Below are 15,308 nucleotides of genomic sequence, written 5' to 3'. Positions count from 1 at the left end.
CGCCTTGCCGGACTTGATGGCGTCACGTGGCGTCAGCCTTCCTGGCAGGCCGGGACAGGAGCGGCGTCTTGTTCCGGCGCCGAACCGCGACGCAGACCGAGGAAGACGACGATGGCGGTAAGCACGGTGATTGTCGCCAGCACGACCAGCAGCCGGTCGAAGGCCGTTTCGTAAGCATGGACCAAGGCACTGGCGTCGGCCATTGGCAGACGCTGCGCTGTTTCGCCGATGTTGCCGGTTGCCAGCAGTTGCGCTGCCGCGGCCGCTTCGGCGGGCGAGGCCAGCCCTTGAACCCCGAGTTGCGTGGCGGTGAAACCAGACAGGGTCGCCATGACGATCGCCACCGCCACGCCCTCGCAAGCAACACGCGTGGTGTTGAAGATGCCGACCGCCATGCCGGCGCGCTCCCTGGGCACGACGCTGACGGCAAGCCCGTCCATCAACCCCCAAGGCAAGGCGATGCCGACGCCGATCAGCATCAGCGGGGCCACCAGTGCGACGGCGACCGGCGGCGTCAGGCTCAGCCAGACGAGCCCGGCGGCGGCGATGAGCAGGCCCGCGCCGCAGATCGTGGCGGGAGCGACCCAGCGCGCCAGCTGGCCGGCAAGCAAGGGCAGGATCAGCAGCGGCCCCGACAGGCAGATCATCAACTGCCCGGCCTGGATCTCGCTCATCCCTTCAATGCCGATGAAGCGGATCGGCAAAAGCACCAGCAGGACGACGAAGCCATAGGCGGGCGCCGCCGCCAGGAACTGGACGCCGACGAAGCGGGGAAAGCGAAACAGCGTGAGGTCGAGCATCGGCCTGCGCACGCGCCGCTCGACGATAACGAACGCAGCGAAGAACAGGGCGGCCGCCGCAAGCAGGGCGATGACGATGGGGTCGGCCCAACCGCTCTGCGGCGCCTGCAGGACGCCATAGGTCAGCAAAGCCAGTGCGATCGTGAAAGTGCCGGCTCCCGCCCAGTCGAGGCCGGTCGCATCCGGGTCGCGCGATTCCCGGATGGTGCGCAGGCCCAGCAGCGCCGAGGCGATCGCCAGCACTGCCACCAGAAGAAAGATCGACCGCCAGCCGAATGCGGAGATGAGCAGGCCGGAGGCGATCGGACCGAAGGCGAGACCGATGCCGAAACTGGTGCCGAGGAAGGAGAAGGCGCGCAGCCGCAGCTGCCCTTCGAATTCCTGCGCAAGTGCGGAGGCGCCGCCGGCGAAGGCCAGGGCACTGCCGATGCCCTGCGCCGCCCTGAACATGTCGAACCAGACGATGCCGGGCGCCAGCATCGCGCCGAGCGACGCCAGGACATAGAGACAGAGGCCTGCGAGGAAGATGCGCTTGCGGCCGTGGTTGTCGGCCAGCGCTCCAGCCGCCATCAGGCTGGCGCCAAAGGTCAGCATGAAGGCGTTCGTCACCCAGTTGAGCGCGATCGGGCTGCCGCCGAGATCGGCCGCGATGCGGGAGAGCGCGACGGCCGGGCCGGTGAAGGTCAAGGGCATGGTCATCGCGGCAAGGCATACCGACAAGAGCACGAGCCATCGCTCGGCCGGGCCGGTTGAGGGGTTTGAGGTCATGGATTTTCCTATCTGAAGCAGCATCCGCCGGCATGGGCGTGGGTCGCAGCGCCGGTCGCAACGACAAGATAGGTCGGCGGCCTTTCCGGAAAAATGGTATTATATCTCCTGACATACCGGACTGAAGCGCTCGAATGGAAGACTACGATGGATCGTCTCAGTGGCCTCCTGGCCTTCGCCCGCACCGCCGAGCTTGGCAGTTTCATCGCCGCCGGCCGGGCGCTCGGCATTTCGGCCTCCGCCGTTGGCAAGAGCGTCGCAAGGCTCGAGCAGGAGCTCGGCGTGCGGCTCCTGCAGCGCAGCACGCGGCGCGTCGGCCTGACGGAAGAGGGCAGGCTGTTCAACGAGCGGGTGCGGCGCATCCTCGACGATATCGACGATGCCGAGGCGATGCTGTCGCGGACACGGGAAACGCCGCACGGACGGCTGCGCGTCTCGACGCCAATCGTCACCTACCATCTGCTTTTGCCGGTGCTGTCGGAGTTCATGGCCCGCTATCCCGAGATCGAACTCGACATCGATTTCAACGACCGCATTGTCGACGTCATCGAGGAAGGCATCGACGTCGCGATCCGCAGCGGCGAGCTGCCCGATTCACGATTGGTGTCGAGACCCGTCGCACCCTTTCGCATGCTTTTGTGTGCGGCGCCCGCCTATCTCGACCGCCACGGCACGCCCGGGGAGCCGGCGGATCTCATCCGGCATTTCGGCATCAACTTCCGCTTTCTCAACAGCGGCAGGCTGCTGGAGTGGCCATTCATGACCGGAAGCGCCGAACCGCAGATCCGCTCGAAGCTGACCTGCAACAATATGGAGGCCTTGAAGGGTGCCACGATCGCCGGGCTCGGCATCGCGTGCATGCCCGATTTCCTGGTCCGCGAGGCGTTGCTGGACGGAAGGCTGCGCACCGTGCTGGACGATCATATCGACGGTCGTGGTCAGTTCCGGATGCTGTGGCCCTCCAATCGCCATCTGTCGCCAAAGGTGCGCGTCTTCGTCGATTTCCTTCCCGAGCGGCTTGCGGCGCGATAGGTAGCCGGCGGTGAAGAGTGGCCTGTCAGTCCCTGATGCTTCTGGCAACCAGCCGGGCGACGCTCGGGCCGACGAGCAGCACGATCAGGAAGCGCGCCGATTGCAGCGCCATGACGAAAGAGATGTCGACGTGCTGCGCCGCGGCGGCGATGATGGCCACGCTGTCCATGCCGCCGGGGCTGGTCGCCAGATAGGCGGTGAGCGGATCGATGCCAAGGAGATGGCTGATCAGGAAGGCGAGCCCGCCGCAAAAGGCGATCAGCGCTACGATCGAGGCGATGATCTGCGGCAGCGCACGCGTCGCATGGCGCAGGATCGGCCTGGTGAAGTTCAGTCCGATCGACCAGCCGACCATGGCGTAGCTGATTGCCAGCAGCCAGGGCGGCAGCTGCATCTCGACATCAAGCCCGAGATGGACGACGGCGCCGAAGATGAAGGTGCCGAGGAAGAAGGGCGAGGGCAGCCGGCACAGCTTTCCCGCCAGGCCGCCGACCAGCGCGATGCCTGACGTGGCGGCGAAGGCTTGGACATCGATCGGCGGAAACCAGATGATTGGCGGGATTTCGATGCCCGATGTGTCGACCCACATTTTGGCGACGATTGCCGCCGTCATCGAAACGAAGATGACGCGCAGATACTGCATGAAGGCGACAAGGCGCTGGTCGGCGCCAAAAGCGCCGGCCATCAGCACCATGGCGGTAGCCGCACCCGGCGAGGAGCCCCAGACGGCGGTGGTGCCGGGCAGGATGCGCCAGCGGCTGATCAGCCAGCCAAGCAGGCTGGAGGCCGCGACTGTCGCAATCACGACGCCCAGGAACAGCGGCCACTCGGCATGGAAGACGGGAAAGATGTCGGCCGAGATCGACGCGGCGACGAGACAGCCGACAATGGCCTGGGCGGAGCCGAACAGCAGGCGCGGCACCCGCACCGTGGCGCCATTGGTGCCGGCGACGATGGCTGCCAGCATCGGCCCGATCAGCAACGCCGCCGGCAGGGCGGCGAATTCGAGCGCGCCTGCAAACAGGGCCGAGATGGTGAGCAGGACCATCCATTGCCAGGGCTTGCCCATCCGCGCCATGCGCTCGGTGGCGGGCTGGTCGCGAGGCTGCACCGAGGAATCCATGTGTCGGTCTTAGACCCGAAGCACGGCGATGCGAACCCGCCGTGCTGAAAAAGCTGCCCGAAGGCCTCAGCCTGTCTTGCCGTCAGGCAACCCGAAGCCGCCAACGGGGTTGGTCTCCACCTGGAACTCGAAGCCGGCGATGAAGGGTCGCGCCTTGGCCATTGCCGCCTGGACTTCCGGAAGCTGCAGCGAGGCCTTGTGACTTGCCTGGTCGGTCCACACTTCGGTCACCCAGATCGCGTCGGCATCGGCCGGGTCGGTGGCGACGATATAGCTCAGGCAGCCCGGCAGGGCGCCGGTGCTGGCGCGCAGCACGTCCATGACCGCGTCGCGCTGGCCGCGCGCCGCCCGCATCTTGCCGATCAGTCCGTACATTCAGCTGTCTCCCCTTCAAAATCTTCGACAAGAGTACGCGGACCGTCAGTATGCAGATAGCCGGTCACGGCATCAACTGGCCGCCATTCACCTCGATCACCTGGCCGGTGATGTAGCCGCTCAGCAGGTCCGAGGAGAGGAACAGATAGGCGCCGACGCAGTCTTCCGCCGTGCCGGCGCGGCCCTGCGGAATGGTGGCCACCATGCCCTTGATCTGCTCCTCGGTCGAATAGCGCTCATGGAAGGGTGTCAGGATCGTGCCGGGCGCCACGGCGTTGACGCGGATGCCGAAGCCGATCAGCTCCTTGGCCATGCCGCGCGTCACATTGGAAACGAAGGCCTTGGCCGAGCCGTAGAGGCCGGCGCCGCCGCCGGCACCATTGCGCGCGGCGATGGACGAGGTGTTGACGATGAAGCCGCCCTGCTTCTTCAACCACGGCATCGCCTTGCGCGAAGCGGTCAGCACCGAACGCGCATTGAGGTCCATCACTGCGTCGTAATGCGCTTCGGTCTGGTCGGCGTAGGGTACGCGGCCGAGCATGCCGCCGGCATTGTTGACCAGCCCGTCGAGGCGGCCGAAATGCTGGGCGCTGTCCTCGACGACGCGCTCGACGTCGGCGGGGACGGAAAAATCGCCCTGGACGAGGAACACCTTGCCGCCGCTGTCGGCAATGGTCTTGGCGAGTTTCTCGGCGGCCTCGCGGCTCGAATTGTAGTGCAGCGCCACCCTGGATTTCTGCGCGGCGTAGGCCAGCGCGAGTGCCGCGCCGATGCCGGTCGAGGCGCCGGTGACCAGCACCGCCTTGCCGGCGAGATCGGGAATGCTGAGCGTGTTGGTGGCTGGCACTGTTGTTCCTCCGGGATGTCCGCCGCCCTTCGTAGGCCTTTGCCACCCCGGTGTTCAAGCCTCAGGGGCGTAGATAGGCATAGCCCTGGCTTTGCAGTTCCGCGAGCTTGACGACGCCGCCCTTGTCGGCGGCATGAAAGCCATCGAGCAGGTCGGCGAGCGAAATATCCATGCCCCGCATGGTGTTGCCGCAGGCTTGCGGCTCGAGGCCCTGCTGCACCAGGCCGGCGAAGCGGCCGGAGATAGCAGCCGATATGCCCTTCGACTTGAAGCTCGCCAGGGCCGGGCCATGCACGACCAGCGCGATGTCGACATTGCCGCCGGTGCCCTCATAGTGGTTCTTGATGTTGCCGAGCACGAAGTTGACCTTGTCCACATCGCTCAGGTGATAGGCGACCTTCAGCCGTGGGGTTTCCGTGGCCGCCGCCTGCGCGGCCCGCAGGCCGAGAAACGTTGCGGTCCCGGCAAGAACCGCGCGGAACATGTCGCGTCGGCGCATGGCATCCTCCTCAGATCCTACCGCGATTTGCGTGGCTGCGGCCGCAATACTAGCATAAATTGACGCTGCGTCTGTCGATGCGAGGAGAGGTCACATGACGTTCAGGGCAGGGGTATGGAAGACAGTCGCGGGCGCCGGATTTGGCGTCGTGCTGCTTGGCTTGCTGACGGGCACGGCCGTCGCCGCCGACGCACTCAAGCTTAAGGAACTCAGCCCGAACGGGGCGGACGTCTGTTTCGGCCGGGTCTATGACGCGACCCATCTCAAGGCACATCCGAAGCAGAAGGTGGCACGGATCTTCTTCTACTATGGCCATGACCCGGTCAGCCGGCCGAACGAAGAGCCCACGGCAAATGCCGACACGTCCTACAATGGCTTTCTCACCACGACGGTGCGTGGCGCCAAGGCGCCGCAATGGGCCGGCGGCTGGTGCAATCATGAATCCGAGGATGGCACATCAGGGCCGATCCGTTGCGGCATGGACTGCGACCGCACCATGGCCTCGCTGAAGGTCGATGACAAAGGCCGCCTGATTGTCACCGATGTCTCGGCCGACCTCTATCTCGATGCCGGATCAGAAGAGGAGCTCGGCAAGGCCGAATATGACAGGCAGGCGCTGGGCTCAGAAGATGACAATTTCCGCCTCGACCCGATGCCGGCCGCGACCTGCAAGGCCGAGTTCGCGCGCATCGACCCGATCGATCCGGCGCTCGGCCCGCCGCTGCGCGAGCGGCTGAAGCCTGACCAGGCCTTCTGCTACGGCCGCGACTATGACGCGGCGCATCTGGCTTCGCATCCCGACCAACTGACGCAGTCGATCCGGGTTTTCCGCGGGCCGGTGGAACTGGCGTCCTTCGCTTCGGGCGGCGACATCGCCAACTGGCCTGACGGCGCCGACATCGCCGTCTCGGTCACGGCGCGGCTGAAGTCCGGCAAGATCACGCAGACTTATTCCTGCCAGGGCGAGGCCGACCAGTGGCGCTGCGCGGCAAGCTCGAAGATGAGCGATTTCTCCTGCGACATCGCGCAGAAGGAAATCTTCCTCAAGCGCGGCGCCAACGGCACGATGATGCTGGCCAACCCCAACAGCAGCCTGCCGATCGTCGATCTCTGCTCGAAGGCAGCCGACGGCAAGACGAAGTCGGACGACAAGGTCTATCGGCTGGAGCCAATGCCGCAATCGGCCTGCGCACCATAAGCTGAAGGGCATCAGGCAAACGGCACGGCCGTCGTGCCCTTCGGCAGCTTGGCCTCGTCGTCGGGCTCGACATGGATGGTGACGCGCACCGAGGGGATTTCGGCTTTCAGCGCGTCTTCGATCCGGTCGCAGATGACGTGGCTGGCGCCGACCGACATGCCGGCGTCGACGACCAGATGGAACTCGATGAAAGTGGCGCGGCCGGCGATGCGGGTTTTCAGGTCATGCACCTCCAGCGCGCCCTTGCAATTGGCCGAGATGACGTCGCGGATGCGCATGTTTTCCTGCGTGTCGACGGCACGGTCCATCAGGCCATTCATCGACGAGCCGATGACATGCCAACCCTGCCACAGGATGTTGAGCGCGACGATGACGGCGAGCGCCGGATCGAGGATCTGCCAGCCGGTCAGGATTGCCCCGACCAGGCCGCCGAAGACGCCCACCGAGGTGACGACGTCGGTCATGATGTGATTGCCGTCGGCGACCAGCGCCGGCGATTTTTCGGCCCGGCCGGCGCGGATCAGCGTCCAGGCCCAGAAGGCGTTGATCAGCGTGGCGATACCGTTGACGGCAAGGCCGTTCCAGGGCCGTTCCAGGGGCGCCGGCGCTTGCCAGGAGCGCCAGACCTCGTTGAGGATCAAAAGCGCGGCGACGACGATCAGCACGCCTTCGAGCACCGCCGAGAAATATTCCGCCTTGTGATGGCCGAACGGATGATCCTGGTCGGCCGGCTTGTAACTGACCTGGATCGCCCAGAAGGCGGCGACCGAGGCAATGACGTTGACGATCGATTCCAGAGCGTCCGAATAAAGCGCGACGGAGCCGGTAATGTACCAGGCGGCCAGCTTCAGCGCGAGCACGACAAAGGCGACCACGATCGACCAGAAGGCAAGGTTGGCGACCTTGCGCTTCGCGGCCTCCCTGGCTGCGATCGCCATCGTGTTCTCGGCTTCGGCCATCGAGGTCAGGCTGCCTTTTCCTTCGCCTTGCGCGGCAAATGAGCGACGATGTTCTCGATGATGCGCATGCCGGCATTGTGGCCGAGCGTCATGATCGATTCCGGATGGAACTGCACGGCGGCAATCGGCTCCTTGCGGTGCTCGAAGGCCATGATGATGCCGTCCTCCGTCTCGGCCGTGACAATGAAATCATCGGGCAGGCGCACCGGATCGGCGAAGATCGAGTGGTAGCGACCGACGGTGACCTCCTTGGGCAGGCCGGAGAAGATGATGCCGGGCTTGGAGACGCGGATGCGCGAGGGCTTGCCGTGCATGGGAATGTGCAACTGGCGCAGTTCCCCGCCATAGGCTTCGGCCAGCGCCTGCAGGCCCAGGCAGACGCCGAAGATCGGTAGGTCGCGGGCTCGCGCTCGCCTGATGGTGGCGGCGCAATCGAAATCCTTCGGCGTGCCCGGTCCGGGTGAGAGCACGACGAGGTCCGGCTTCAGCCGCTCGAACACTTCCTCCGGCACCGGCGTGCGCACGGTCGAGACATTGGCGCCGGTCTGGCGGAAGTAGTTGGCCAGCGTGTGGACGAAAGAGTCCTCGTGGTCGACGAGCAGGATGTTGACGCCGTCGCCGACGCGCGCGGTGGTGCGCTCGGTGCTGGCGGAATTGCCCATCTTGGCGTCGCGGATGGCGGAGAGCATGGCGGATGCCTTCAGTTCGGTTTCGGCTTCTTCTTCCTCGGGAATGCTGTCGAAGAGCAATGTCGCGCCGGCGCGCACCTCGGCGATGCCGTCCTTGATGCGGATGGTGCGCAGCGTGAGGCCGGTGTTCATGTCGCCGTTGAAATTGACCATGCCGATCGCCCCGCCATACCAGGCGCGCGGGCTCTTCTCGTTCTGCTCGATGAAGCGCATGGCCCACAGTTTCGGCGCGCCGGTGACGGTGACCGCCCAGGCATGCGACAGGAAGGCGTCGAAGGCGTCCATGCCTTCGCGCAGGCGGCCCTCTATGTGGTCGACGGTGTGGATCAGGCGCGAATACATCTCGATCTGGCGGCGGCCGATGACGCGCACCGAACCCGGCTCGCAGACCCGCGACTTGTCGTTGCGGTCGACGTCCGAGCACATTGTGAGCTCGGACTCGTCCTTCTTCGAATTGAGCAGTTTCAGGATCTGCTCGCTATCCGAGATCGCATCGTCGCCGCGCTTGATGGTGCCGGAGATCGGGCAGGTTTCGACACGGCGGCCGTTGACGCGCACGAACATTTCGGGCGAGGCGCCGATCAGATATTCGTTTTCGCCCAGATTGATGAAGAAGGAATAGGGCGAGGGGTTGATCGATTTCAGCTTGCGCGAAATCTCGGAGGGCTGGGTCTCGCAGCGCTCGTAGAACATCTGGCCGGGCACGACCTCGAACAGGTCGCCGCGCTTGAACGAGTCCATGGCGCGCCGCACAAGGCTGGCATATTCGCCCGGCTCGTGGTCGCCGCGCGGCGGGATGCGGTCGGCGGTTTTGAACGGCTCGGCGATTGCGTCGCGCGGCAGGCCTTCGGTCGAAAATCCCTCGCCTGAATAGTCGTAGCGGTCGGTCCAGGCCTTGGCCGAGTAGTGGTCGACCACCAGGATCTCATCGGGCAGGAACAGCACCAGGTCGCGCTGGCTCGGCTTGCGCACGAGCTTGTAGTCGACCGGGTCGAACTGGAAGGCGAGGTCGTAACCGAAAGCGCCATAGAGGCCGAGATTGGCGTCTTCGTCGGTCTTGAACAAAGCGGTGATGGCGCGCAACACGGTAAAGACCGAAGGCACGCGGCTGCGCTCCTCCTCGGTGAAGACGCGGCCGGGCTTGGTGACGTCGAGGCGGATCAGCGTCTTCGTCGTCTCCGCGATGGTGATGTCGGCAAGGCTGCCCAGCGTCTTGCCGATGACCGGCAGCAGCGCCTGGCCACGGCGGTTCAGCGCTTCGATGCGCATGGCGCGGCCGCGCGCGGAGATGACCAAAGGCGGATCGATGATGGCGGTGTCCCACCGCGTGTAACGGCCGGGATATTCGTAGTTGGAGGAAAACACCGCGCCCCGGCGCGAATTCAAGCCATCGACATAGGCGTCGATCGCCCCCGCATAGGGCCGGTCGTGGCGCTCACGCGCAATGGTGATGCCACCCGCGGTCACGAAACTTTCAGCGCCGTTTTCCAGAACCTTCATCGTCATTGCCGTCTCCATCAGCTTGTTGGGGCAACGGACCCGGGACTGGCTTTTAAAAAACAAATGGCCGCCCGGACTTTCCGTTGCGGCCACCCTCTTCTTTTCACGCACGCGCGTTCGAACAGGCCGCTGTCAGCAGGCCCACCACCAAATGGTCTTGGTCGAACGCATGTTCATGGCGAAATCCATAGCGGCGAAAAACCGGATGCGCAACAGGTTTGAAAGGTCCGTCCGGTGGCCGCCGCTTCAAGGGCTCATGGCACATCGCCAGGGCCGGCGGTCCCGGCTAGGCTGGACTTCCAACGATACCAAGACGGGAAACACCCATGACCGACCAGGCCCAGCGCGCGCGGACGTTCCATTCCCTTCACGTCAAGGGCAACCCGATCGTTCTCTACAATGCCTGGGATCCGGGCTCGGCCAAGATCGTCGAGAAAGCAGGAGCCAAGGCCATCGCCACCGGAAGCTGGCCGGTTGCGGCCGCCTTCGGCTATGCCGATGGCGAGAAAATCCCGCTGGAACTGGCGCTCGACAACATCGGGCGCATCGTGCAGGCGGTCGATCTGCCGGTGACCATGGATCTCGAAGGCGGCTACGGCGTCGAGCCGGAAGTCGTCGCCCGGACGGTGACACGCGCCTTGCAGGCCGGCGCTGTCGGCTTCAACTTCGAGGACCAGATCGTTGGCGGCACCGGCCTGCACGACATTGCTGTCCAGGTGAAGCGGGTCGAAGCGGCCGCGGCCGCCGTCAAGGCCTCGGGTATCCCGGCCTTCCTCAACGCCCGCACCGACATCTTCCTCAAGGCCAAGCCCGATGCGCATGACAAGACGCTGCTCGACCAGGCGATCGAGCGGGCGCATGCCTATGAAAGGGCCGGAGCGAGCGGTTTCTTTGCGCCGGGCCTTGGCGACGAGGGTCTCATCGAGGCGCTGTGCAGGGCGACAGCACTGCCGGTCAACATCATCGCATTGGCGCATGTGCCGCCGCGCCAGCGGCTGGCCGAACTCGGCGTCGCCCGCGTCAGCCACGGTCCGGTGCCATACCGGCAAATGGCGGAATGGCTGGAAGCCAAGGCGCGGCTGGCGATCTCGGGCTAGGTCAGTCCTCCAGCGTACCCGACCTGGCATCGACGCTCTTCCTGTCGCCGACCAGCTTCAGCAGATCCTCGCCGGCGCGGATGATGCGACGCGAGCGACGCGTCAGGATGATGCCGTCCTGCGGCGCGAACACTTCCGCGCGGCCATCGGTTTCGCCCGGCGCGTGGACGATGGTGGCGAGACGATCGCCCCTGATGACGCGATCGCCGGGCTTCACGTCATAGAGCACAGCGCCGGCCCGTGGCGCCGGCATCATGTCGATATTTTCCAATGGCGCGACGACGCCCTTGAATGGACCGGGCGCGGGCAGCGCGCTGTCGACGATCACACCGCGTGCCACCAGCAACCGGTAAAGCCCGTCGGCGTCCGCCGCGGCGAGCGCGCCATCGACGTCGAGTATGCCGCGATATTCGACCGTGGCGGCGACGCGCCGGTCGAACTTCGCCACGTCGGCGGGAACGTTCTGGTAGGGCATGATCGAGGCGCCCTCGAAGGTGCCGTCAGTGTCCTCGCTCCACAGTACCACTGCGTCGACGCCCATGGCGGCGGCGCAATCGGCCATGGCCGGCCACAGGCTGGTGTGGATGTAAAGATAGGCAAGGCCCTCGTCGTCGCAGTGCAGGTCGAGAACGATGTCGTGGCCGAGCGACAGCTGCACCAGGCGGGACTTCAGCCGCTGGTCGGCGCCGCCAAAGCTGGTGTCGGGCAAGAGCCTGGCGTCGGGCGCGGCAAGCAGCGGAAAGGCGCGGTTGAAATTGGTGCGGGTGCCCAGGTGAAAGCGGCCCTGATGCTCGCCGAAATGATATTGCGCGCGGCCGATCGGGTTGGCCCAGGGCACGATAGTGATGTCGCCCTTGATGCGGCCTTCGGCAGCGGCCTTGTTCAGCGCCGGCATCAGCGCGTCGATGGCGACGACGCCCGGCAGTTCGCCGGCATGGAGGGCAGCCTGCAGATAGGCCGAGGGCGTCTCCTTGTCGCTACCTGTGAAGCGGAACACCGGGAATTCGTAGGAAACGCCCTCGCTGTCGCCGGCGATGCGTTCGATCGATTTCTGCATGACTTTCTCCAGTTAGAGCGAGAAGACATGCCCATTTGAGGTATCGCTGTCGATTGGTCCAGTCGGCCGCGCTATGGGCGCAAGATTTCCGTCGCTTTGGCGAATGGATGCCTATTCGGCCGCAGCCTGGAGCGGGACAGGCGCGCGCCTGTCCAGCGCCTGCGACAGCACCGCGACGGTGACCGCCAGCAAGGCCAGCACCGCGCCGACCAGCGGCAGGTGGGCGTAGGAGACGCCCGCCGAAAGCGCCACGCCGCCAATCCAGGCGCCGCTGGCATTGCCGACATTGAAGGCGCCCTGGTTCAGCGTGGCGGCAAGGTTCGGCCCTTCGGAAGCGGCCTCGACGACGCGGATCTGCAGCGGCGGCACGACGACGAAGATGAGCAGTCCCCAAAGGAAGACGATGCCGATGGCGACGCCGGCAATCGCGCCGAACTGTGTGAAACCGACGAACAGCACCGCCATCAACAGCAGTGTGCCGATGACGGTCGGCATCAGCTTCCAGTCCGCCAGCCGCCCACCAATGATGTTGCCGATGGTCATGCCGGCGCCGAACAACAGGAGCACCCAGGTGACTGCAGAGGTCGACAGGCCGGACACGTCGGTGAGGTAGGGTTTTATATAGGTGAAGACGGCAAACAGGCTGGCCGAGGCCAGCGAGGCGATCAGCATCGCCAGCCAGACCTGCAGCCTGCCCAGCACCCGCAACTCGCCGCGCAGGCCGCCGCCGCTCGGCTCCGTGACATCCGACGGCACCAGCCAGGCGATGGCAGCGACCGAGATCAGGCCGATGCCGACCACGGCGATGAATGTGGAGCGCCAGCCGAAAGCTTCGCCAAGCGCTGTACCGGCGGGAACGCCCAGAATGTTGGAAAGCGTCAGGCCGGCAAACATCAGCGCCATGGCGCTGGCGCGTTTGTTGCGCGGCACCAGGCTTGCGGCAACCACCGAGCCGATGCCGAAGAAAGCGCCGTGCCCAAAAGCGGTGAAGACACGCGCCGCCATCAGTGTCCAATAGTCAGGCGCGATGGCGCAGAACAGATTGCCGACGACGAACGACGCGGCCAGCCCCACCAGCACCGGCTTGCGCGGCAGATGCGCCGTGGCCATGGCGACGATCGGGGCGCCGAAGACGACGCCGAGCGCATAGCCGGTGACCAGCAGGCCGGCCGAAGGGATCGACACGCGAAGGTCGGCGGCGACCTCCGGCAGCAGGCCCATGATGACGAATTCGGTGGTGCCGATGCAGAAGGACGCGATGGCAAGCGCAAGGATCGGCAGAGGCATGAGGCGTCCAGACTGAATCGGTTCAATTTTCAGAATGAACGCGGAGCCGTGCTACGCGCAATATGCATTGCTGCATTGCAGCAATGCATATTGTCGAGAGCTTGGCTCGAGCGCCTCAGGCCAGCGGCTTCAGCTCCTGGGCAATCGTGGGCAGCAGTTCCGAGACAGTGGGGTGGATGTGCGTCGCGCGCGCCAGCGTGTCGACCGGCGCCTTGGCGTACATCAGATCGAGCACGCAATGCACCGCCTCGTCGCCGCCGGGACCGAGCACGCAACAGCCGAGGATCTGCCGCGTGTCGGCATCGACGAAGATCTTCATGAAGCCTTGCGTCTCGCCTTTTTCAACGGCGCGGCCGACGCGGGTCATCGGCCGCTGGCCGACCAGCGCCCGGCGTCCGGATTTCTTCACCGCCGCCTCGGTCATGCCGCAGCGGCCGAGCGGCGGGTCGATGTAAAGCGCATAGGCCTCGATGCGGTCGCTGACCTTGCGTGGGTCGTTGTCGAGCAGGTTGGCGGCGACGATCTCGTAGTCATTGTAGGAGGTGTGGGTGAAAGCGCCCCTGCCGTTGCAGTCGCCCATCGCCCAGATGCCTGGGACGCTGGTGCGCAGCTGGTCGTCCACGATAACGGCGCCACGCTTGTCGACGGCGACGCCGGCTCGGTCGAGGCCGAGATCGTCGGTGTTGAGCGTTCGGCCAAGCGCCAGCAGCACATGAGAACCGACGGCCGGCGGCTTGCCGGCCGAGAACGCCACGGCGATATCGTCGCCCTGTTTGGCAAAACCGATGTCGTCGGCGCCGACATGGACCGTGATGCCTTCGTTTTCGAGGATGGACAGGATGGTGGCCGAGACGTCCTCGTCCTCGCGGCCGGTCAGGCGCGGGCTCTTCTCGATGACGGTGACTTCGCTGCCGAAACGGCGGAACATCTGCGCGAATTCGAGCGAGATGTAGCTGCCGCCGACGACGACCAGATGGCGCGGCAGGACCTCGAGATCCATCATCGAGGAATTGGTCAGATAGTCGATGTCTTGGACGCCGGGCAAATCGGGCACGGAAGCGCGGCCTCCGGTGTTGAGGAAGATCCTGTCGGCGGTCAGAAGGTCGTCGCCGACGCGCACCGTATTGGCGGTTTCGAAGCGCGCATGGCCGCGGTAGAGCGTGCATTTGTCCATGCCGGCGATCCACGTTTCCAGCCCGGTGCGGGAGGCGCCCGAAACCTTGTCCTTGCGCGCCTTGATCTTGGCATAGTCGACACCGACAGGGCCGCTGAGCGTCACGCCATAGTCGGCGGCGCGCCGCGCCAGATGCGCGGCATAGGCGCTCGCCACCATCGTCTTGGTCGGGATGCAACCAGTGTTGACGCAGGTGCCGCCGACCAGCTTGCGTTCGATCAGCGCCACGCTCATGCCGGCTGCGTTCAGCCTGCCGGCGAGCGGTGTGCCGGCCTGGCCGGCGCCGATGATGATGGCGTCGAAAGTTTTTGCCGTCATGCCACCGCCGCCACGATCAGCAGGCCGCCGATGATCGCCACCGCGTCCTCGATGAAGGCGGCGGGCGGGTCCTTGCCGAAAGCAGCCGCAAGCCGGCCGCGCGCTTCGGCGCCGCCCAGCGTGCCGATGACGGCACCGATGGCGCCGGCGATCAGGCAGACGATGGTGGCGCCGGCGGTCGCGCCGATCACCGCGCCGGTGAAGGCGCCCATGATGATGCGGGCGCCGAACTGTTGCGGCACTTTACGGCTCGGCGTCGACGGCAGCTGGTCGGTGACCAGCTCGACGATGGCGAGGATGGTGAAGATGCCGACAGCGGCCCAATGGCTCATGAAGCTTGCCCAGGTGCCGGCAACCGGCAGCCAGCCGAGATAGGCGCCCCAGGCGACCGCGGCCGGCGCGGTCATGGCGCGCAGGCCGGCGATGACGCCGATCAGAAGTGCAAGAAGATAGAGCATGTTGATCCCCTCGATCACCAGGCCAGGACGGCCTGAACGGCAGGCTACCATAGGTCCGATATTTGACCAGTACTTGGATTGGCGCTTTTCTGCTGGTCGCAACTATGCTTTGCAAGGACGCAAGGAC

Annotated in this window: 14 protein-coding genes; 3 read left to right on the top strand and 11 right to left on the bottom strand. The window is 65.5% G+C overall.

Annotation, left to right across the window (positions count from 1 at the left end):
• Positions 1 to 32 precede the first annotated feature (32 nt).
• Positions 33 to 1,568 carry an MFS transporter gene (locus FJV80_RS21870; RefSeq protein WP_142877391.1) on the bottom strand — a complete coding sequence of 512 codons (1,536 nt, stop codon included), beginning with the start codon at positions 1,566 to 1,568 and terminating at the stop codon, positions 33 to 35.
• A 147-nt stretch (positions 1,569 to 1,715) separates the two neighbouring features.
• Between FJV80_RS21870 and FJV80_RS21865 the strand changes: the two genes are divergently transcribed.
• Entirely contained in the window at positions 1,716 to 2,600 is an 885-nt protein-coding gene (locus FJV80_RS21865; RefSeq protein ID WP_142877390.1) for a LysR family transcriptional regulator, read from the top strand.
• Positions 2,601 to 2,625: 25 nt separating this feature from the next.
• Here the strand turns inward: FJV80_RS21865 and FJV80_RS21860 are convergent, their stop codons facing one another.
• The 4 genes from FJV80_RS21860 to FJV80_RS21845 all read right to left on the bottom strand — a co-directional run bounded on the left by FJV80_RS21860 (position 2,626) and on the right by FJV80_RS21845 (position 5,444).
• Entirely contained in the window at positions 2,626 to 3,723 is a 1,098-nt protein-coding gene (locus FJV80_RS21860; RefSeq protein WP_142877389.1) for an AbrB family transcriptional regulator, read from the bottom strand.
• Between the two features lie 66 nt (positions 3,724 to 3,789).
• A complete protein-coding gene (locus FJV80_RS21855; RefSeq protein WP_142877388.1) occupies positions 3,790 to 4,098 on the bottom strand; it encodes a putative quinol monooxygenase in 309 nt (102 codons plus the stop codon).
• 64 nt (positions 4,099 to 4,162) lie between these two features.
• A complete protein-coding gene (locus FJV80_RS21850) occupies positions 4,163 to 4,945 on the bottom strand; it encodes an SDR family oxidoreductase (RefSeq protein ID WP_142877387.1) in 783 nt (260 codons plus the stop codon).
• 61 nt (positions 4,946 to 5,006) lie between these two features.
• A complete protein-coding gene (locus FJV80_RS21845) occupies positions 5,007 to 5,444 on the bottom strand; it encodes a DsrE family protein (RefSeq protein ID WP_142877386.1) in 438 nt (145 codons plus the stop codon).
• Positions 5,445 to 5,538: 94 nt separating this feature from the next.
• On the opposite strand from FJV80_RS21845, the gene FJV80_RS21840 reads away from it, so the two are divergent.
• Complete coding sequence (locus FJV80_RS21840) at positions 5,539 to 6,642, top strand: hypothetical protein (RefSeq protein ID WP_142877385.1); 1,104 nt, start codon at positions 5,539 to 5,541, stop codon at positions 6,640 to 6,642.
• Positions 6,643 to 6,653: 11 nt separating this feature from the next.
• Here the strand turns inward: FJV80_RS21840 and FJV80_RS21835 are convergent, their stop codons facing one another.
• Together FJV80_RS21835 and FJV80_RS21830 are read right to left on the bottom strand one after the other, a co-directional pair.
• Positions 6,654 to 7,601 (bottom strand): cation diffusion facilitator family transporter, encoded by a 948-nt coding sequence (locus tag FJV80_RS21835; protein ID WP_142877384.1) that lies wholly within the window; start codon positions 7,599 to 7,601, stop codon positions 6,654 to 6,656.
• Between the two features lie 5 nt (positions 7,602 to 7,606).
• On the bottom strand, positions 7,607 to 9,796 hold the full coding sequence (locus tag FJV80_RS21830; protein ID WP_142877383.1) for an anthranilate synthase: 2,190 nt from the start codon (positions 9,794 to 9,796) through the stop codon (positions 7,607 to 7,609).
• A 320-nt stretch (positions 9,797 to 10,116) separates the two neighbouring features.
• On the opposite strand from FJV80_RS21830, the gene FJV80_RS21825 reads away from it, so the two are divergent.
• Positions 10,117 to 10,887: an isocitrate lyase/phosphoenolpyruvate mutase family protein gene (locus FJV80_RS21825; RefSeq protein WP_142877382.1), complete on the top strand. Its 771-nt coding sequence runs from the start codon at positions 10,117 to 10,119 to the stop codon at positions 10,885 to 10,887.
• A gap of 1 nt (position 10,888) precedes the next feature.
• On the opposite strand, the gene FJV80_RS21820 is transcribed toward FJV80_RS21825, so the two are convergent.
• The 4 genes from FJV80_RS21820 to FJV80_RS21805 form a co-directional block, all read right to left on the bottom strand.
• On the bottom strand, positions 10,889 to 11,944 hold the full coding sequence (locus tag FJV80_RS21820; RefSeq protein ID WP_095790124.1) for a succinylglutamate desuccinylase/aspartoacylase family protein: 1,056 nt from the start codon (positions 11,942 to 11,944) through the stop codon (positions 10,889 to 10,891).
• Positions 11,945 to 12,055: 111 nt separating this feature from the next.
• Positions 12,056 to 13,231, bottom strand: coding sequence for an MFS transporter (locus FJV80_RS21815; protein WP_142877381.1), 1,176 nt, complete (start codon positions 13,229 to 13,231; stop codon positions 12,056 to 12,058).
• A 115-nt stretch (positions 13,232 to 13,346) separates the two neighbouring features.
• Positions 13,347 to 14,723 carry an FAD-containing oxidoreductase gene (locus tag FJV80_RS21810; RefSeq protein WP_142877380.1) on the bottom strand — a complete coding sequence of 459 codons (1,377 nt, stop codon included), beginning with the start codon at positions 14,721 to 14,723 and terminating at the stop codon, positions 13,347 to 13,349.
• Positions 14,720 to 15,181 (bottom strand): DUF4126 domain-containing protein, encoded by a 462-nt coding sequence (locus FJV80_RS21805; protein WP_095790150.1) that lies wholly within the window; start codon positions 15,179 to 15,181, stop codon positions 14,720 to 14,722. The genes FJV80_RS21810 and FJV80_RS21805 overlap by 4 nt, the downstream gene beginning before the upstream one ends.
• Between the last annotated feature and the right edge of the window lie 127 nt (positions 15,182 to 15,308).

This window comes from Mesorhizobium sp. WSM4310, from assembly GCF_007003935.1.
GTDB lineage: Bacteria > Pseudomonadota > Alphaproteobacteria > Rhizobiales > Rhizobiaceae > Mesorhizobium.
Note: the sequence above shows the minus strand (reverse complement) of the source record. Positions and strands in the feature narration are given on the sequence as shown.